Raw genomic sequence first — 19,084 nt, forward strand, 5'->3', positions numbered from 1 at the left:
TCCTCACGCTGAAAGAGCCGAGCCTTCGCGCTCGGTCACGATTGCGTCGGTGCTGTCTTTTGTCGCCGGTACCAGACGCGCCCAGCTGTTCCAGCCAAGGCGCGCGGGGGCATCCGCCTGTCCCAGCTGGCAGAAGGGAACGTCTTCCTTTTTGAGAATGACCTGAACGTCGAAATCAAAACCGCTGCCGACGAAAAGCCGGGCGACGGCGAATATCTCTGCCAGCCGTTTCGAGCCGGGGGTGAGCGCCAGATAATCGGCATAACCAACCGGCCCCAGCACGATGCGGAAGCTGCCGCTGAAATCCTCTATAGCGCTGCCTGCCGTCACGTTCTGGCCAAGTCGCAGGCCGCCGCTCTGGCCGAACTGGCTCTGCTCATGCACAGGCAACGGCACCCAGCGACGACGGAACTGCTCGACGGTAACAGGCAGGCCGGTGAACTCCTGCAACATGGAGGTCAGCGAGGTGGCATTGCGGTTACGGTTTGACAAAAGTCCGCTGAAGCGAAGAAGCACGTCTTCCTTGACGCCGACCTTCGCGCTCAGGCCCGTGGTGCCAAAGCCGGTGAGGGAAAGAAGCGTTTTGCGGAAGGCATTGTTCTCGCGGTTCTGGGCCCAGCGAAGGCTGCGTGCCAGCCGATATTTCTCGGTGGCTGAGACGAACAACTCGCTGAAGCGTGCGGCAAACAGATTAAAGAAACTCGTCAAGGCCTTGGAACGATTGCGTTCCTCGCGCTGCTGCAGTTCGCTATAGCTGGGCGGCAGTGAGCCGAGCGGGCCGACGATAGGCGCAAAAGCGGAGCGCAGTTCCGCTTTGCCACTCTTGCTGCGATAGCCGCCGATGGCGACAGGCGTTGGCCGCGCGCCGCTATGGGAACCGACCGTCAGCTCGTCCGCCAGGGCCAGATGCTGGGCAACGCGGAAGGCGGTCGCTGGTTCGAAACTGCCAGGATCCTTTGCCAGAAGGGCTGCCTGTTGTTCTCGCATCTCGATCTGCTGTTGCTGCATCAGCGCGCTCCTACAGCAATGGCCGGTCTGCCGCGCGGGCAGGCCAACGGGCCAGAGGTTCGGAATGGCCACGCATCGTTGCAGTCAGCCGCGTGAAACTGTTGATCGACGTATAGAGGCCGAAGAAATGGTTGAGCACGCTGGCAAAGATGAAGGCCGCGGGCCGGTCGATCAGCGTCGGGTCGAATTCCAGCGTAATATCGGTGCCCGGCACCATGGCCGATCCAATTCGGGCATGCGAGTTGCGAGCCTCGACAGAAGTGATGGCTTCCACCAGCTGCCGTGTCTCCGGAGAATCCCGGAAGGCATAGAGCGACAGAATATCCTTGAGCGGCGCGCCTCCATTGTCGAACAGCGACAGGTGGTTGAGCAGGAGATGAGATACCAGCCGCCACTCACGGGCAGAGCGTTCATTCATCCGCACCGCAGGTGTGGGCGGCATCAGCGCATGGATTGAGCCGATTGCCTCATTGCCCGCAGACAGTTGCAGAAACGGATGCCCGCCGCCAAAGGGAAGCTGGCTCGGCAGTTCGCGATTGATGCAAAGCGTATCGACGCTCGCCACCACATCCAGCGGGCCAAGCGGGCCGCGCTGTTGATCGACAAAGGCAATATCCGTGTCGGACGAACCATCATCGTCATCGAAACGGCGATAGGTCTGCCAGAAGATGTTGGAGCCGTTGCTGCGCTGGGTGCGACCGAAGAAGGGTGACGTCTTCTCGATCTGGCCCGAACGGCTAGTCAGCTGGACATTTTCCACGCCGTAGATTTCGCGGGTCCGCTGCCGTCTGGCATCGGGCAACAGGCGATATTCGGTGCGCGTGCCATCAAGGCTCAAAGGCTCGCAACTCTGCTTAAAGAGATTGATGACCGGCGATGCGTTCAGCACGAAATCCTTGGCCGACACCATCCGCTCCAGCCGCGCATCGGCAGCGTCGAGATAGATATAAAGCTCGCAGTCACCACCGTTCCACTGTTGCAGCCCCTCGATGTCGAGGAACAGAAACTTTTGCGGCAGCGCGAAGAATTCCGTCAGCAGGCGGTAGCCATCGAAGCTGTTGGCCGGATAGGGCAGCATGGCCTGATCACGGGAAAAGCCCGATGGTTTCAAATTCGAGGCGGGCAGAAAGACGGCGTTGCGATCTTCCGAGTGCTGCGCGAGTGACAGCCCGACGCAATGGTTGGCGAGCAGTTCGTAAAGCGCCGTCGCCTGCTGCCATGCGGATGAAATGAATATCTGTAGCGAATTCAGCCCGATATCGCGAAATGTTGCGGGGCGAGGTGAGGTCGTACGCAAAGAAAGCTTCAGGCAGCTTGCCGCACCGGCAGATGACGCGGAAAAGGGCGCATCGATGGGCTGGCTTGCCAGGGTTGCCGCCGCAATTTCCAGCGGAATGATATCGACATCCTGCGCCGTGCGAAACCGGCAGCTTTCTCCGCCAATGGGCTCTGCCAGAATTTCGCTGTGGCGTGGCAATGTCTGCACACTTGTCAGCGCCGGGCTGGGCGCGAAATGCACGACGCTCATAGAAGGCAGCGGCGCGAGGTAATGCGGGTACAGCGTCTCCAGCAGGCTGTCTGAGAGTTCGGGAAACTCGTCGTCCAGCTTCTGGCGCACGCGGGCTGCGGAATAGGCAAAACTCTGGATCAGCCGTTCGACATGGGGATCGTCAGCGACTTCGCCCGTCATACGCAGGCGACCCGCGATCTTGGGGAAAGCGGCTGCGAAACGCGATGCGCGTTTTCTCAGCGCGAAAAGTTCGTCATTGTACTTTTCCAGAAAACTGTCAGCCATTGCCAGCCTCCACAAGAAAGCGCTGGGTGGAAGGATCGATCTTGGATTCGAAGCTGATAGGCGGCATGCCTTCATGCAGGCGGAAGGTTGCCTGGATGCGCATTCTGAGCGCACGGTCCCCATCGATGCGGTTTTTCATGATCGTGACGCGCACATCAGAGAGACGCGTTTCGAACATCGAAATCCGCCGCTCGATCGTCTGGGCCAGCTTTGCTTTCGACGCATCCGTGACCAGATTGGCCGAGAGGATACCATCGACGCCGTAGCTTACCAGCGCGTCCGGCAGTTCCTTGTAGATAGAAGGCGGCCCGGCGGGATTGCGCCGTGTGTTGAGCAGGGATTCCAGATCACGGCGAATGACTTCACGCATTTCGCGCACCTGATCGGAAAGGCTCGCGGGCGGATCGTTCTCCATGTCGGGCGCATCGTCAAGCAGCCGGTCGAGGACCGAGCGAGCCAACGTTCTTTGCTTTGGGCGATATTGCTCCAGCGGATCAACCACGCGCAGTCTGCCTTTCCTCGGTTTCAGATGGAGCCGACAGGCTGGCAATTTCGTGGAACGGCACGAGATCGTCACCGATCAACAGGCAGCGTTGGCCGCGACCGGTGACCAGCGGGCCATCCTCGTTCCACAGCGTTTCGCGACCAAGCAGCAGGGCGGTCGTATCGTCTGCGCTGTGATAGATCGATGGCAGCAGGACCGATGCGATGGCGCCATCCCGCAGTGTCAGCTCCGCCTGTCGGAAGGCGAGATCGCGCGGGCGGTTCATTGGCTCTATGGCTAGGCTTTCAATGCGGCTGTAATCGATCCAGAGATATTTGCCGCCATTCGTCAGCACCTCAAGCGCATGCGGAATGCGGTCATCCAGATCGCGGATGTCTCCCGCTGCGCCACCGTTGAGAATGATGGATGCCTCACCGCGCTTTGCATCCAGTTCTTCCAGAGCCTGCACCGCTTCATCGGCTTTGCCGTCACGGGCTGCGATATTAGCCTTGATGGCAAGCTGGTCGAGTTCAGATGGGCCGTGGGTGAAGTCTGGCACGGCACCGGTTTCAAACCATGCGACGCGGGCAGCCATGGCGCGCAGATGATGCCGGAAGAGGGAGAAGCCCACGGCATCCTGCGGCGCGAAGGTGGCAGCAAGATTGCACTGCGCATCCGCTTTTTCATATTCGCCCGCCAGGATCAGCAGATCGATATAGAGGTAACGACCCTCCTTGTCGGACGGCTTCTGCTTCACATGGTCTTTCGCCGCCGCAATCGCTTCGTGAAGCTCATCGGCATCGAGCAGGCGGGTGATATCGTCGCGCAGGGTCATGCGGGTATCCTTTGTGGCTCAGCCGAAGACCGCGTGATGGATGCGGTGGGCGTGTTGGTTTCGGCAATGAGGTGAAAACTGGTGGAGACGTCATCCAGCTGGAAATGCGGCTGGAGACGCACGGTGCAGGAAAAGCTGCCCGGCTTTCCGGGAATTTCGTAAACCTTGATACCGGCAGACCGCAGCGGGTAGCGCGTGCGAAGCGATGCTTCGGCGTCGTCATTGCCGAGAGTGTAGGATGACAGCCAGTTTTCCAACTTGCGTTCAATGGTAATCGCATCGCTCAACTGGCCAATATCGTCTCGCATAATCACCTTGAGGTAATGCGAGAAGCGCGAGGCGCAGAGCACATATTGCAGCATGGCTGCTAGCCGCGCGTTCTGACGAGCGCTTTCCTTGGAATAATGGCCCGGTGCGTGGAGCGACTGGTTGGCGTTGAAAATTGCCATGCTGGAGAGATAGGTGGTCGAAACCGGCACGATGCCGAGATCGGAGAATTGCTGTTCCTGCCCCATGGTCAGCTGCATTTCTACGGGTGGCTGGGCGGACAAGCCATTGCTTTCGATACCGAGATCGAGAGGCGGCAATTGCGATGGCGACAACATGCCACCGTCGATCTCATCCTGCGTCACACCGCGAATATCGGCAAACCAGCCGGAATCGATGAAATTGCGCACCACGACGGATGCAAAAGCAAAGGCTGGATTGCCCCAGAGGAATGTCTCGCCATTTTCGGAAACATGCTCCCGGAAGGGAAACGGGTCTTGGCGCCTGCGCGAGAAGGGTCGGTGCGGCGAGCGCAGAAGAATGCGCGGTGCGACGAGGCCGACGAAACGGCTGTCATCGCGGGCGCGAAGCGCATTCCAGCGCAGCCGTGATTTCTCCTGTTTTAGCCAGGAAAAATCATGAACGCGGCTGAGTTCGGAAAAATCCTCCAGCCCCATGGTCGATGGGGACGCTGCCGCAATGAAGGGGCAGAAGGCAGCGGCCGCGACCATGCCGATCTGCGACAGCGTGGTGATGGAATCCACGCCCTCGAAATCGTCAGGGGAAAAAGCGTAATCGCCAACCAGAAGGCCAACGGGTTCTCCGCCGGGCATGCCGAATTCGCGGTTATAGATGATTTCAAACAAATGGCTTTGGTCGAAATCCGTTGCCCGTTCCATGCTGCGGGCAAGTTCGCGCCAGCTGGCATTGAGAAGCTTGATCTTCACTTCCGGGCTTCGGCTCGCCTCACGCACCACCATGGCAAGCCCGCGCCATCTTGCTTCCATCGCCTGAAAATCGGGATGGTGCAAAATGGCGTTCACCTGGCCGTTCAACGCATCATCGATAAGTGCGATTAGCTGATCGGCCTGACTGCGGATGTCCGAAACGGACCTTTGCGTCATGAAATGGGCTCCGGGCGGAAATGATGTGGGGAGGGGCATTGCTGCCCCTTCACCCTGTTCAGTTCTTGGTTGGAATACGGGCAACCATGCGTAGAGACGTGGTCAGCTCTTCCATCTGCAACCAAGGACGCATCCATGCCACCGCGTTGTAGGCGCCCGGCTTGCCCGGAATTTCCTGAACCGTGACCTTCGCATCCCGCAGCGGATACTTGGCGCGGGATTCCTCGCCTGCCTCGTCATTGGCGTTGACGTAGTTGGAAATCCAGCGGTTCAGCCAGACTTCGCAATCGGAAGCCTCCATGAAGGAGCCGATCTTGTCGCGACCCATGACTTTCAGGTAATGGGCAAAGCGCGAGGTTGCCATCATGTATGGCAGGCGCGCAGAAACGGCGGCGTTGGCCGTTGCTTCCGGGCGGTCGTAGAGCTTCGGCTTATGGGCCGTCTGCGCACCGAAGAACACGGCGTAATCGGTGTTCTTGTAGTGGCAGAGCGGCAGGAAGCCGAGCTTGCCGAGTTCCGCATCGCGACGGTCGGTAATGCCGACTTCGGTCGGGCATTTCAGGTCCAGATCGCCGTCGTCGCTGGAGAAGACGTGCATGGGCAGGTTTTCCACCTTGCCACCGTTTTCCGCACCGCGAATGGCCGTGCACCAACCATATTTGGCAAAGGCTTCGGTGAGCTTGGTGCCCATCACATAGGCTGCGTTCATCCAGCAATATTCGTCATGTTGCAAATCGCCATTCACGGAACCATTGGTTTCGTCATAGGCGAATTCATCGACCGGATTGGTCTTCGGGCCGTATGGCATGCGTGCCAGAACGCGCGGCAGAGCGAGGGTAACGAAGCGGGAATCGTCACTTTCGCGGAAGCTGCGCCACTTGGCATATTCCACCGTGTCGAAGATTTTTTCCAAGTCGCGCGGGCGTGCGAGATCGCGGTAATCCTCGAAGCCGAACATGCGCGGGCTTGCCGCCGAAATGAAGGGTGCGAAGGCAGCCGCTGCGATGGACGACGCGCCTTGCAGAAGCTGCACATCGTCGAAGGAATTGTCGAACTCGTAATCGCCGATGATGGCGCCCATGGGTTCACCACCGGGTGTGCCGAATTCATCTTCATAGATCGACTTGAACAGACGCGACTGGTCGAACTCGACCGCTTTTTCCAGATCGCGGCCCAATTCGCGCTTGGAGGCGTTCAACACGCGGATTTTGAGGTTGACGCTGGTTTCGGAGTTTTTGACCAGATAGTTGAGGCCGCGCCATGTGCCTTCCAGCTTGGCAAATTCCGGCGCTTGCATGATGGCGGAGAGCTGCTCGGAAATCGCCTTGTCGATTTCGGCAATCGCCTGGTTCAGCGTGACTGTCAGGTTGCGATCATATTTGACCGTGCCCTTCAGGGCCTGATCGGTCAACGTGCGCAGAAGGTTCTGGGCGCGGTCCGGTTCGGTCTGACGTGTTGCGGCAACCACCTTGGCCAGAAGGCCATTCTCTTCAGCGGTTGTTGCCTGTGCATCGTTTTTCAGCAGGCTTTCAGCGCTCATTTTTCAATCCTTCCAAATGCGGCTTATGTTTTGCCGCTAGAACAGGTGAAGCCCCGTGCGCCGGGGCATCTCGAAGAAACAGTCCAGATGTCGCCAGGCTATTGCGCTGCGCCATTTTTCTCTTTCAGTTCGGAAACCAGCTTGCCGAGATCCGTCTTGTTCTGAAGGATGTCTTCCAAAAGCCGCTCCAGATCTTCCGAGCGGTCTGCCTTGGACAGCAGATCGCGAAGCTCGTTGCGGGCATCCAGAAGCGACTTGAGTGCTGGCACCTGATCCACGACGGAAGCTGGCAGGAAGTCATCCATGCTTTCGAACTTCAGATTGACCTGAATATCCGTGCCGTCATTTTGGAGCGTGTTGGGAACGTTGATGTTGAGGCCGGGCGTCATGCGGCGCATGACTTCATCGAAATTGTCGCGATCCACCTGTACGAATTTGCGCTCGCCGAAGGGCTTCAGCGGCTGTGTGGGGTTGCCGGAAAAATCGCCCAGCACGCCAACGACGAAGGGCAGTTCCTTCACCACCATCGCGCCTTCTGTTTCCACTTCGTATTTGATGTGAACGCGAGGCTTGCGAACCCGCTCCAGCTTCTCATGCACACTTGCCATTCAAACCTCCTTGATGCCGCTTGGGCATTGCTGACTTTCGGGAGCCTGGACGCTCCCTTGGTTTCACTTAGTTTCCGTTGTTCTCGCCGCCGGGCTTTATGCCTGCCGCCGTCAAAACGGCGTTGCGTGTCTGTGCTTCGGGTAAAAGCTCTGCGAGCAGTTCTGAAAAATCCATGCGCCCCCTGCGAACCAATGTTTCAATTGCCAGCGATATCGGAGAATGCGGCTCCGTCCGGCGGAAATAACGCGCAACTGTAAGAAGAGTTTCAAACGCTTCGTCACGAGATGCAATTTCTTCGGGATTTTTTACGATGGCTTTCTGAACTTCGGGATGTGCGCCGTTGACATCACCCTCCGCTATCCGTGCATTCTCCTGCGGTGCGGCCACGGTTTCGTCCTTTCCGCCAAGCGTGCGAATTGCAGCCGCGGCTTCGATAAGCGTGTTGCGAATGTTGGAGCTCGCTGGTGCATTGTGGCCGCAACGCTCGGACATAATGGCCGTGATCGCGTCGAACAGTGAAAGGCAGGTATTCACATCCGCAAGATGGGAAGACATAGCCGCGACACCGACTTCGGATGCTGCGTTATAGAGTTCTTCACGACGTTTCGTTTCGGTTGAACGCTGCGCCAGCTGGAAATCCCACAGGGTCTTGTCACCGAACTTGTTGCCGGGAATGAGCGAGCTCAATCGCAGCGGCTGAATCAGCGTTCCCTCACTGCCAATCCCGTTCAGTCCGGCAAAGGGAGCAAATTTTTCTTCGTCGTCATCATCGCTGATGGAGTGAATCGAGTCCCAATGGTTGCAAAATATATCATATGTAACCCGGTAAACTTCACGTAGACCGGGAAAGCCCTTCAAGCGTAACTGTGCTTCCGCAAGCCACGCCAATATTTCCACGTCGCGGCTTTCAGAATATATAATATGCAATCCGAGATTGCTGACCTCGGTCCAGTTATTGGAAACGCGTAGAACTTCTTGCGGTGAGACAGTACGTTCTTCTGCCCTTGCCTGGTTTCTTTCATCTTTAATTCTATAGTATAGTTCGCGAGTTCTTGCGTTGTTGCGAATATTTTCTCCGCAATCACCTAAGTATTCTATATTCTGAATGTCTTTCCGCGGGTCCAAAATCAGTTTATCCCTCATAAATTATGATAGATATGTGTCAGTTACTTCCGTTACGTAAGGTTATTCACTAAACAGACTTATGGAAAATGAGGCAAAATTGTGGCGACTTGTTTTTAAACTCGTCAAATAAAAAAGCAACTTTTGGCTGGACAAGTGAGTTTCATCAACCTAACTATGCCACGTCACGTTGTGGAATGATCCAAACCGGAGGCTCGCTGCATGTCGCATATTGATCTCAATCGCCTTGTTGAAGCGCTTGAGCCTGACCTGCGCGTATCGCTGGAGGCGGCGGCATCTGTCGCTGCAAGGCGGGGACACCAGTTTGTGGATATTGCGCACTGGATGTGCGCGGTTGTAGATTCTGACAAGCATGCTGACATATTTCATCAACTGAAAATACCGACCGACAAGCTGCATGCCGAAATCGATCGCGCGTTGGACGATGCCGCCATCGGCGATGGCGAGGCCTTGTCGCTCTCGCAAAATGTTCTGACAGCAGGGCGCGAGGCTTGGCTCTTGGCATCGCTGCAAGATGGCCGCTCGCACATCTCGCTGATCCATCTTCTCCTCGCTTTGGATGAGGAAACTTCGCTGCGCAGCCTTGTGCGCGCCGCGTTTCCGTCACTGAAACTGATGGACAGAGCCGCTCTGGAGCGTCTTCGCGAGGAAACCGCGAACAACTCGCCTTCGGAGGACGGTAAAACAACTCTCCCGTCGCAGGCTAAAGACCAGAACGATTTTCTACGTCTCTACACGCAGGACATGACGCAAGATGCGCGACAGGGGAAAATAGACCCAGTCATCGGTCGTGATGAAGAGTTGCGTCAGATGGTCGATATTTTGACCCGTCGTCGCCAGAACAACCCCATCCTCGTCGGTGAGGCCGGTGTCGGAAAAACGGCTGTGGCGGAAGCGTTGGCGCTCGAAATTGTGTCAGGCAATGTGCCGGAAAAATTGCGAAACGTCCGGCTGCTGAGCCTCGATCTCTCCCTTCTTCAGGCCGGTGCAGGCGTGAAAGGTGAGTTTGAACGACGTCTCCACGGTGTCATCGACGCGGTCAAACGCTCGCCAGAGCCGATCATTCTCTTCATCGATGAGGCTCACGGTCTTGTCGGGGCCGGTGGTGCAGCCGGGCAGGGCGATGCGGCCAATATTCTCAAGCCTGCGCTGGCGCGTGGTGAGGTGCGAACCGTCGCAGCCACCACATGGAGCGAGTACAAAAAGTATTTTGAAAAAGATGCCGCACTGACCCGCCGCTTTCAGCCCGTACATGTACGTGAGCCGGACGAAGCGACCGCCATTCGCATGCTGCGCGGCGTGGCCGATACGTTCGTCAAACACCATGGCGTCGTCATTCGCGATGAAGCCATCGTTGCTGCCGTCCAACTGTCCGCCCGATACATGCCCGCGCGCCAGCTGCCGGACAAAGCAGTTAGTCTCCTTGATACCGCGTCGGCAGCAGTTTCGCTTGCCCGTCAGACATTGCCAGAAAAGCTGCGTTCAATGGAAAGCGAACGCGCACTTCTATCCACGGAATTGGAATGGCTGGCGCGCGAGCCGTCTACCGAAGAGACGAGCGCTCGTATCGACGCCATAAAGTCTGAAATCACCAATCTCGAAACGGCTACCGAAGGCCTTCGTTCGCGTTATGACGCAGAACTCGCCGAATTGCAGGAATCTGAAAAAAGCGACGCCGAGCAATCCGATTCCTCCAATGTCGCACCGTTGAGGGCAGTTACCCTCGCGCCCGATAACAACGACGAAAAGCTGGTGCCGACCGTCGTTGACCGTGAAATGATCGCCGGTGTCGTGTCCCGCTGGACAGGCATTCCGCTTGGCAAACTGCTCGCCGACCAGATCGAAAGCGCAAAGACGCTGGATGAGCGGATGAAGCAGCGCGTTATCGGTCAGGATTTTGCCATTGATCGTATTGCGGATGCCATGCGTGCAGCCCGCGCCGGTCTGTCCGATCCGCGCCGCCCGCCTGCTGTCTTTCTGCTTGTCGGCATGTCGGGCACGGGCAAAACGGAAACCGCGCTATCACTGGCCGATCTGCTCTATGGCGGAAACAGCCATCTGACGACGATCAATATGTCTGAATTCAAGGAGGAGCATAAGGTTTCGCTGCTTCTCGGTTCGCCACCCGGCTATGTCGGTTATGGTGAGGGCGGAGTGCTGACAGAAGCCGTTCGTCGCCGTCCATTCGGCGTGCTGCTTCTGGATGAGATCGATAAGGCGCATCCCGGCGTTCAGGATATATTTTATCAGGTGTTCGACAAGGGCATGTTGAAGGACGGCGAAGGCCGCGACATCGACTTCAAGAACACCACCATTTTCATGACGGCCAACACCGGCTCCGAACTGTTGACGGCACTTTCGGCCGACCCGGACACCATGCCGGAAGGCGAGGCGCTGGAAGCGCTACTGATGCCGGAGCTGACAAAGCAGTTCAAGCCCGCATTCCTGGGACGCACGGTCATCCTGCCCTTCATGCCGCTCGGGCCGGAACAGCTGTCTCGGATCGTCGACATACAGATTGAGAAAATCGCTGAGCGAGTTCGTGCGGCCTATGGCACCGAACTCACTCTGTCCCCGCAGGCGCGCGAGGCGCTGGTCGGGCGGGCAGGCTCAAGCGAAATCGGCGCGCGCGCCATCGAAATCATGATTGGCCGGGATTTGCTGCCGCCACTGTCCAGCTTCTTTCTGGAGAAAGTCATCGCTGGCGACAAGGTCAAGCAGATCACGGTCGATTTTGATGAAACCGGGTTCGGCATTCGTGCCGAAGCGGTTGGGGAAACTGATGAATTCGCGGCATCCAAAAAGGGTGCAGTGGATAAAGTTGCCGCGTCGGAAGGGATGTCCCGACGCATGCGGCAGTAGTTGAAAGGCAAACACGGCCTCGGAGCAAGAGGTCTTTCATTAGCTACAGGAGCTTACAGCATGCCTATTTATTTGCAGATCGACGGTATTCAGGGTGATGCAACCCACGAGGAGCACCGCAAGTGGATGGACATTGAAGCCATTCATTGGAACGTATCGCGCAACATGAACACCACTGCTGGTTCTGCTGCAAACCGTGAAGCCTCCGAACCAACCATTTCGGAAGTTATTCTCACCAAGGTCAGCGATTCGTCCTCCACAAAGCTTTTCAGTGAAGCTTGCTCTGGTCGCCAGGGCAAGTTGGCGACGATCCACCTCGTCACCACCGGCAACCCCGGTAACACCTATATTCAGTACCTGCTGACGAACACGCTTATCGCCAGCTACTCTGTCGACTCCAGCGGTGACCGTCCTGTTGAGACCATCAAGCTCAACTTCACCAAGATGGAAGTCAAGTACACGCCTGCCGACGACAACAACACGCAGCAGGCTCCAATGATCGCTTCTTACGATCTGGCGACCACGAAGGCCGCTTAATCTGCCAAGGAAGGTGCCGGCAATTTCGCCGGCGCCTTTCCCTCTTATCGATATATTCGGGTTGGTCCTTGCGTGAAGCCGATGAACGGCTTGGCGGAGAGCAACGCATTCAGTCTAGCGATGGAGATGGTCGTGTCTTTGGCAACGGATCGTTTGAACAATATTCTCATTGAATTGCCGAAATACAAATCCCAATGGCAGTTGAACGTGGCGAGCCCCTATGTGCGCGCCTATGATCTTGCCATCGACAATTTTCAGAGGACGACCAAGGCGCAGCAGGCCCGCGACAAGATGATCGCGGAACTGTTTGTCCTGTCGGCATCGATCCTGACCGGCAGCGTGATGATGGCCGCTTTCGCGACCAGCTCGTTGCGGGTGTTGACCAGCCGCGCTGCACTGCGCGTGATCTGCAACAACAATCTGAATAGAACATTCGATGCCATGCACGCTGCGAACAACAACAAGGTCTTGATGTTCGCATTGGGTGGCGTGCTGGACGAAGCCAAGAAGGCTGCCGGGAAGCAGATTACCAGCGCGGTTGAAGGCCTGACCAGCAGCGCCTCTATCGCATCGGCACCCACAGCGCTCAATTTCCTCACGCGCGTCGAGGACTTCATCAACACCAACCACATCTGCGTGCACAAATTCGTTCAGGGCGTGCGCGATGACGGTAGCATCAGCGATGCGAGCAAGACCCATCTCGCGGATCTTGTAGCCAAGACGCCGTTCTGCAACCCGCCCGAAAGTCGGCGCGTGGATGAAAACCGTCTGTCACAGAAGATGGAACTGCTGTTCTACATGGATGCCGTGATGGAGTCAGACAAGCTGGTGAGCTATATACCCGGCAATAGCGGGATGTACGGTCCCAGCGAGATCGAACTCAGCAAAAAATCGATCCCCGAACTGACATCATCGCCCGGTTATCCGCAATCGACTGTGCCCCGCCTGAAAGGCGGCTTTCCAATGCGCGTCGAGCCGGGGCAACGGGTCGAGTATGACGGTCTGGGTTCGGTGGTTAGCGAACGGGTGAACCGCCTTCACAGCCAGATCCTTGGCCAGCAGTTTTTCCCTCCACAAAGCACGTTGGCAAGTATGGTCAGCTCGCCCTCTGTTAACAAAGAGCAGGTGGCAAAAGCTGAGCGCGTGATCGGTCAGCTTGGTGTTGCCGCCAGACCCCAAGGTCTTGCCGACATTAAGATGTTGTGAGGGCGCTCTGTGCTGTTGAGTTTCATGTCCCGCGCCTGGTCCCGTCTCATTCCTGCGCTGAGCACGTCTGTTCTTCTCGTTGCGTGTTCAGCGTCTGCGCAGGCTCACCCCGGCTGCGTGCTTGAGGTTGAGAATGTGAAGCGATACGCGAATTCAATCCCAAGCTTGCTGGACTTCGCCGAAAAGCGTTTTTCCGAAGAAAAGGGTGAAGATATCTTGTCAGTCGATGGGCTGCTACGACCAATCGTGACAAAGAACTTCGAAGAAAATTCTATATTCGCCAAGCTGGAATCAGAACTCAAGCCAGCGAGTTGCGACGATGCCGAACTCGTCGCCATCGCAAAGCGGATTGCGGACGCGAACGAGCAACTAGCGAGCGCCGGTAACAGCACCGGCTCTTCACAAGCCGCACTGACTCAAGACAAAATCCAAAAGCTGGAAGCGCTCGCCAACACTATGGTTTTGCCAGTGCTGGCCGCAGAAAACTCGGTCGCAGGTGCAGCCATAAACACCGCTCTACAGGCCTATTTCACTGAGAAGCCAGAGGCTCTTGCCAAGCAATCCGCGTCCGAGACCCAAAAAACGGCTGAAGAGGCTGTCGCCAATCTGCGCGGTAATCCGGGCAATCTGGGGCCGTTTGATCCGCAGGCCGCAAAGGGAAATCTGACGGCTCAACTGACGTTGATATTATCGACGCTGCCGGAGAGCGATATAACCCACCTTTCTGAGTTCTACGCATCCGCAGAAACGAAGGCGGACAGAGAAAAACTCATTGAAATCTATCGGCAGGAGATCGATCAGCGCAGCAGCACGATGTTGAGCGAGTCCATCGAAGCCTTCAAACCGCATCTTGCCAACAAGCATTCGGCATCAAATACGAGTGCATCGCCATGACAGACGCGCGCGATAACGCAACCGCCATAGCGAATGTCAAAACCACCCTCGTACGGGTGATTTCTGCCTGCTTCATTCTTGGTCCAACTTTTGGGTCGCAGGCTCTCGCTCAGGACGCGGAGCAGCCGTCAATCGTTTCCGGGGCTCAGCTGAAGATGGCAATCGAGGGAAAAAATGCGCCTGAAGTGACCGATCCGGAAACGCAGCGCATCATCTCCGCAGCCAGGGGAAGCGCCTATATTGCCGGCGTGGCTGATCTGACGAGTGGGAAAGACTGGTGCGGACAGGGCGTCGCCCCGCATGAGCTGACAGACCGCGTCTACACGCATCTGGGGGATGTTTCCCAAGAGAAGCTGAGCGGTCAGGCGGCGGCTCTCGTTCTGGAAGCTCTTACCGCTGCCTTCCCCTGTCAGCCGAACAAAAATTAAAGGAAGATTTGCATTGCGCGTTGATTTCGAAACTCTGTATTCCAACTATCCCAGCAGCGAACCATCGCGCTCCAATCATGTGAGCCAGCGGGATTTGTTCACGGAAATAGGTTGGGACGAGTTTCTCGGCAATCCCAATTACAGCAACACCTGCGCAATCCGCGTCAGCATGGCTTTCGTCAAGTCCGGCTTCAACATCGTTCCGGCGTCGCACAGAATTCAAAAAGGCGCGTTCGCTGGAAAGGGTGTTGAGGTCAACATGCGGCGGCTGGCCGATCTTATGGCTCGAAACAACTATCTTGGGACTTATGAGGACTACACGCCTGCCACGGCACAAAATGGCATCGGCGCACGTAAGGGCCTCGTCGCCTTCAACAATATTCCCGGTTATCGCGGCGGTGGCCATATCGATCTCGTCCTGGGCGGGACGGACGCCGCTCAATGCGCATCGGCCTGCTACTACCAATCCGAAACAATCTGGTTCTGGCCACTCCAGACCAGCCGCCTGTCTTAAGTTGAGGGATATTTGATGACCGAGCAGCCATCGTCCGCCGATTTCATCCAGGCCAGCCGTGTTTTGAAGGTCAAGTCGCCACTCGGCGAAGACCAGTTGCTGCCCGAACGCATGGTCATCAATGAAGGCGTATCGCAGCTCTTCGAAATCCAGCTCAATGTCCGCGCCAAGAAGGAAGCGGTCAAGCCGGAGGAGCTGATCGGCAGGTTAGTCGATGCCTCGATTGAAGTAAGCCAGGGCGAAGGCGAAGATGGCGGTGTCCGTCGTCCCTTCAATGGTCTGGTGACGGAACTGCATGAAGGCCCACCCATCACCCGTGGCCTGCGCTCCTATTCGATGACCATCCGTCCGCAAATGTGGCTGCTATCGCGCCGTTCGGACTGCCGTATCTGGATGGACAAGACGAGCGTTGAGATTGCCGAAACACTGTTTTCCGAACACGGCATTCCAGCACCGGATACGTCGGGCATCATTTCTCCGCCACCACCGCAGCACTACAGCGTCCAGTTCAACGAAGATGACCTGTCTTACCTTTTGCGCCGCTTCGAGGAAGACGGTCTTTTCTATTGGTTCAGCCACGAAGATGACTCTCACAAGCTGCATGTGGCCGATAGCGCCAATGGCTGGCTGGGCGCGTCCCCGTCTGCACAGGGCGAAGGCAAGGTGCGACTGGCGCAGGGCTCATCGGACCGCAACCACATCAACGACTGGGCCCGCCGCTTTTCCTATGTGCCGGGCCAGCGCGCCGGTGCCGACTGGAATTTCGAGACACCGGGCATGGTACCGGGCACGATGACGCCATCACTGGTGCAGATGCCGGATGCGACCAAGCGCGAGCTTTACGAATATCCCGCCCGCATCAAGACCGTGGAAGAAGCAGAGCGTGCGCAAAAACTACGCACCCAGTCGTCAGAAGCCGACCACGACCGCGTCTTCGGCGCCTCCACCTCCCGCATTCTGGAAGCTGGCCGCCGCTTCACTCCATACGAGGTGGCGCATCCCGAACATGAATATGAAGAGCATGTGATCATCAGGGCCAGCCACACCATCGTGGACCGCTCCTACGAGACCAACAGCAACGAACCGGAATACCGCAACGCCTTCGAGGCGATCCCGGCCCGCGTACCCCTCACCCCACATCGCACGACCAAGCGTCCCAAGATCGAAGGTACGCAGGTCGCCATTGTCGCCGGACCCGAGGGCGAAGAAATCCATCCGGATCAATACGGACGCATCAAGCTGTGGTTCCCATGGGACCGAAAGGCGAAGAAAGATGGCACGGATACCTGCTGGGTGCGGGTGGCGCAGAACTGGGCGGGCTCCACTTGGGGCGGCCAGATCATCCCGCGCATCGGTATGGAAGTGATGGTGGCATTTGTGGATGGTGACCCGGATAGGCCGTTGGTGACGGGGGTGGTGCCGAATGCGCGGCAGACGGTGCCGTATGAGCTGCCGGCGAATAAAACAAAGAGCACCTTTAGGACGCAGACACACAAGGGCGAGGGTTTCAACGAACTCAGCTTCGAGGATGAAAATGGACTTGAGGAAATTTTTCTCCACGCTCAAAAAGATTTGACGGTAAAAGTATTGAACCATGCGACCGAGAGGGTCGATGCAAATAAAGTAACATCTGTTGGCGGTGCATCCCTGACAGAAATTCAATCCAGCCAAACAACACATGTAGGCCGAAATGCCACTATTAATGTCGGCTCAGGTGTGGATGGTGGAGTAATCCGCGGGATTCTTGCCTCGAGTCATTTTGGGGTGCGAGATGTAGGGTACTTCCTTGAAAAAACGATTTCAGCCTTGAGTGGAAATGGGCATTACACAGTTAATGCTACTGGTGCGGTATCTATTAATGCACTAGGCGCATCAACCTTAACCGTTGGAGGCGCAAATATTGTGACCGTCGGTGGTGTATATACCTTAAACGTAGGAGGCGCGATCTATCAAAGCGCAGTTTCTACTTCGAGTGAGGTTGTAGGCAGCACGAAGACGATCGATGCTCATGAGAAAATCTTGCTTCGTTGCGGGAAATCTGAACTACACCTGCTTTCTAACGGAACAATAAAACTTATAGGCGTCAATCTAATTGTGGAAAAAGAAGAGAATATAAAAATGAATGCTAACCGCATAGATATCAATTAAAGAGCGGGAAAACTTTTGAAAAAAGTCATCCTCTGGTTATCCGTTATTCTCGCTCTAAGTCTTTCCGCACTCGCAATTAGCAATGCAAGGGAGCCGAATTTGTCGACCCGTATAATTATATATATCGATAGCCCGATGCTCGAAAAAGGTGGAGCAGTTATAGTATCTGGGCGCCCTATTGCTGATGATAAATGGCGGCTCCTTACTGGTTCAAAATCTGATGAAAATGATCATAAAAAAGAGTTTCATGTTAGCATTTCATCACCTGCATCAATGGTCGACTTTGTTTATCCAGAAAACGGTACTTATAGTTTCAAACTTGTTCCGAGTTTGCAAAATTCTACTTTCAACCTCGTAACCAAAGAGATTCTCGTTGGTAGTGCTGAGATTTTTGACCCCGAGACGAAGCAGGATATCAAATGGCCTTCAATGAGCGTCATCCACATTCGAGGATCGACTTATGATGAGAGTTGGGCGCGTATTCTTTCATCGACATTCGATTTAGCTTTCTCTGCGGACAAGCCAAATCTCATAGACGTTCATCGCTTCGCTGCTGGTCGGGTGATATCTCTATCGGAAACAGCTATCGAACAGTTCGTGAAGGACACTAAATGAGCAAGTTCGTTTTAGTTACGCGTTCTTTCCATCCCGACAGAAACTTTGGGATGGGGGGGTTAGGTTTCCACGGTGATGCGCGAGGCTTTTCTTCAAGCATGGGTGTAACTTCCAGGATAACTCATGAGGTTACTATCGACCTGCAAGCCGCTCGGTTCACTCGTGCTCGATGCTTTTCTGACCCCTCTTCAAATGAATTTATTCCTCGCGTACTGGAATTAAGAGGGCAACGTGCGGCGGACGTGATGGTAAGTGATGAAATGAGGGATAGAGGAATAGATATTCCTCAGAATGAATGGAGCCGGAGGGGCGATATTTTACCCAAGATGGCAAACGATTATTCGCAACCGAGGAAGCAGCCCCGTCATAATGTGTCGGGAAATATTACGCCTTATCGGGAGGATGGGGATCAAAGTGTAAACGGCAGGTTATCCTATGCCGGAAAGAATTTTGCTTTCTACGGCGCGGATACAGATACGGGACACTGGCTTCTCGGCGGTGGGATTTCGGATGGCGGTTCGGATACTCGAGGAGGCAATTTAAAGGTTTGGGAACGTTGGGGAGGGATGGTTCCAGATTTGGATGTCACTCACGAGTTTAGTTTTCGAATCAATCGCTCCAGCAAAAAGCTTCAGATTTCCTCCGCAATGTCCGGTGATGGTTTTCCAAACAGCGAGAGTTTTTTGATAGACGTTGCTAAGAATGTGATATTTTTGGGGACTCACATTCGGATAGGGACGGCTATTACACAACTTCCGAGTGGAAGGGCTTTGCCAATGACAAGAACGTTGCTTACCGTAGATTGGCTGCCTGGTGATCTGTTCGGACCCAACGTCAACGTCGATCTTGCGAATGACTATACTGGGGATGGTTCGCCTCAACACGTTGTTGCTGCAGGGGAAATGGCGCTTTCTGATTGGAACGCCGCTCACACTGGCCGCGATGCAAGTGGCGATTGGCTTCGCGGGATAGAAGATCATGTTCCAATGCCGAGGCAATCTTGGCGGGGATTGAAAGAGCAAATTCGGAACGCATTCTAATCTAAACCCAGCACGAACATCTTGAATTGGATTGG

The 19,084-nt window shown here is 55.9% G+C and carries 17 protein-coding genes; 9 read left to right on the top strand and 8 right to left on the bottom strand.

Annotation, left to right across the window (positions count from 1 at the left end):
- Positions 1-3: 3 nt before the first annotated feature.
- The 8 genes from tssG to tssA all read right to left on the bottom strand — a co-directional run bounded on the left by tssG (position 4) and on the right by tssA (position 8,805).
- Complete coding sequence (gene tssG / locus AC27VJ_RS16625) at positions 4-1,008, bottom strand: type VI secretion system baseplate subunit TssG (RefSeq protein WP_488684951.1); 1,005 nt, start codon at positions 1,006-1,008, stop codon at positions 4-6.
- A 10-nt stretch (positions 1,009-1,018) separates the two neighbouring features.
- Positions 1,019-2,803: a type VI secretion system baseplate subunit TssF gene (tssF, locus tag AC27VJ_RS16630; RefSeq protein ID WP_488684952.1), complete on the bottom strand. Its 1,785-nt coding sequence runs from the start codon at positions 2,801-2,803 to the stop codon at positions 1,019-1,021.
- Complete coding sequence (tssE, locus tag AC27VJ_RS16635; RefSeq protein WP_113089249.1) at positions 2,796-3,305, bottom strand: type VI secretion system baseplate subunit TssE; 510 nt, start codon at positions 3,303-3,305, stop codon at positions 2,796-2,798. Before tssE ends, tssF begins: the two co-directional genes overlap by 8 nt.
- Positions 3,298-4,122, bottom strand: coding sequence for a type VI secretion system accessory protein TagJ (locus AC27VJ_RS16640; RefSeq protein ID WP_488684953.1), 825 nt, complete (start codon positions 4,120-4,122; stop codon positions 3,298-3,300). Before AC27VJ_RS16640 ends, tssE begins: the two co-directional genes overlap by 8 nt.
- Positions 4,119-5,513, bottom strand: coding sequence for a type VI secretion system contractile sheath large subunit (gene tssC, locus AC27VJ_RS16645; protein WP_488684954.1), 1,395 nt, complete (start codon positions 5,511-5,513; stop codon positions 4,119-4,121). Before tssC (AC27VJ_RS16645) ends, AC27VJ_RS16640 begins: the two co-directional genes overlap by 4 nt.
- Positions 5,514-5,571: 58 nt before the next feature.
- Positions 5,572-7,053, bottom strand: coding sequence for a type VI secretion system contractile sheath large subunit (gene tssC, locus AC27VJ_RS16650; protein ID WP_353578520.1), 1,482 nt, complete (start codon positions 7,051-7,053; stop codon positions 5,572-5,574).
- A gap of 98 nt (positions 7,054-7,151) precedes the next feature.
- Positions 7,152-7,661 (bottom strand): type VI secretion system contractile sheath small subunit, encoded by a 510-nt coding sequence (gene tssB / locus AC27VJ_RS16655; protein WP_488684955.1) that lies wholly within the window; start codon positions 7,659-7,661, stop codon positions 7,152-7,154.
- A 67-nt stretch (positions 7,662-7,728) separates the two neighbouring features.
- Positions 7,729-8,805 (bottom strand): type VI secretion system protein TssA, encoded by a 1,077-nt coding sequence (gene tssA / locus AC27VJ_RS16660; RefSeq protein ID WP_488684956.1) that lies wholly within the window; start codon positions 8,803-8,805, stop codon positions 7,729-7,731.
- A 201-nt stretch (positions 8,806-9,006) separates the two neighbouring features.
- Here tssA and tssH point away from each other — a divergent pair, with 201 nt between their 5' ends.
- The 9 genes from tssH (at position 9,007) to AC27VJ_RS16705 (ending at position 19,049) form a co-directional block, all read left to right on the top strand.
- On the top strand, positions 9,007-11,667 hold the full coding sequence (gene tssH, locus AC27VJ_RS16665) for a type VI secretion system ATPase TssH (protein WP_488684957.1): 2,661 nt from the start codon (positions 9,007-9,009) through the stop codon (positions 11,665-11,667).
- A 60-nt stretch (positions 11,668-11,727) separates the two neighbouring features.
- On the top strand, positions 11,728-12,204 hold the full coding sequence (locus tag AC27VJ_RS16670; protein ID WP_113089256.1) for an Hcp family type VI secretion system effector: 477 nt from the start codon (positions 11,728-11,730) through the stop codon (positions 12,202-12,204).
- 222 nt (positions 12,205-12,426) lie between these two features.
- Complete coding sequence (locus AC27VJ_RS16675) at positions 12,427-13,410, top strand: hypothetical protein (RefSeq protein WP_488684958.1); 984 nt, start codon at positions 12,427-12,429, stop codon at positions 13,408-13,410.
- A gap of 9 nt (positions 13,411-13,419) precedes the next feature.
- Positions 13,420-14,304: a hypothetical protein gene (locus tag AC27VJ_RS16680; protein ID WP_488684959.1), complete on the top strand. Its 885-nt coding sequence runs from the start codon at positions 13,420-13,422 to the stop codon at positions 14,302-14,304.
- Positions 14,301-14,732, top strand: a complete 432-nt coding sequence (locus AC27VJ_RS16685) for a Rap1a/Tai family immunity protein (protein ID WP_488684960.1) — start codon at positions 14,301-14,303, stop codon at positions 14,730-14,732. The genes AC27VJ_RS16680 and AC27VJ_RS16685 overlap by 4 nt, the downstream gene beginning before the upstream one ends.
- Positions 14,733-14,745: 13 nt before the next feature.
- On the top strand, positions 14,746-15,246 hold the full coding sequence (locus tag AC27VJ_RS16690) for a type VI secretion system amidase effector protein Tae4 (RefSeq protein WP_113089259.1): 501 nt from the start codon (positions 14,746-14,748) through the stop codon (positions 15,244-15,246).
- A 15-nt stretch (positions 15,247-15,261) separates the two neighbouring features.
- Complete coding sequence (gene tssI, locus AC27VJ_RS16695; protein ID WP_488684961.1) at positions 15,262-17,394, top strand: type VI secretion system tip protein TssI/VgrG; 2,133 nt, start codon at positions 15,262-15,264, stop codon at positions 17,392-17,394.
- Between the two features lie 15 nt (positions 17,395-17,409).
- Positions 17,410-18,009 (top strand): hypothetical protein, encoded by a 600-nt coding sequence (locus AC27VJ_RS16700; protein WP_488684962.1) that lies wholly within the window; start codon positions 17,410-17,412, stop codon positions 18,007-18,009.
- Positions 18,006-19,049, top strand: a complete 1,044-nt coding sequence (locus AC27VJ_RS16705; protein ID WP_113089261.1) for a hypothetical protein — start codon at positions 18,006-18,008, stop codon at positions 19,047-19,049. Before AC27VJ_RS16700 ends, AC27VJ_RS16705 begins: the two co-directional genes overlap by 4 nt.
- Positions 19,050-19,084 lie beyond the last annotated feature (35 nt).

The organism is Agrobacterium sp. 20P9.1.2 (genome assembly GCF_057799395.1).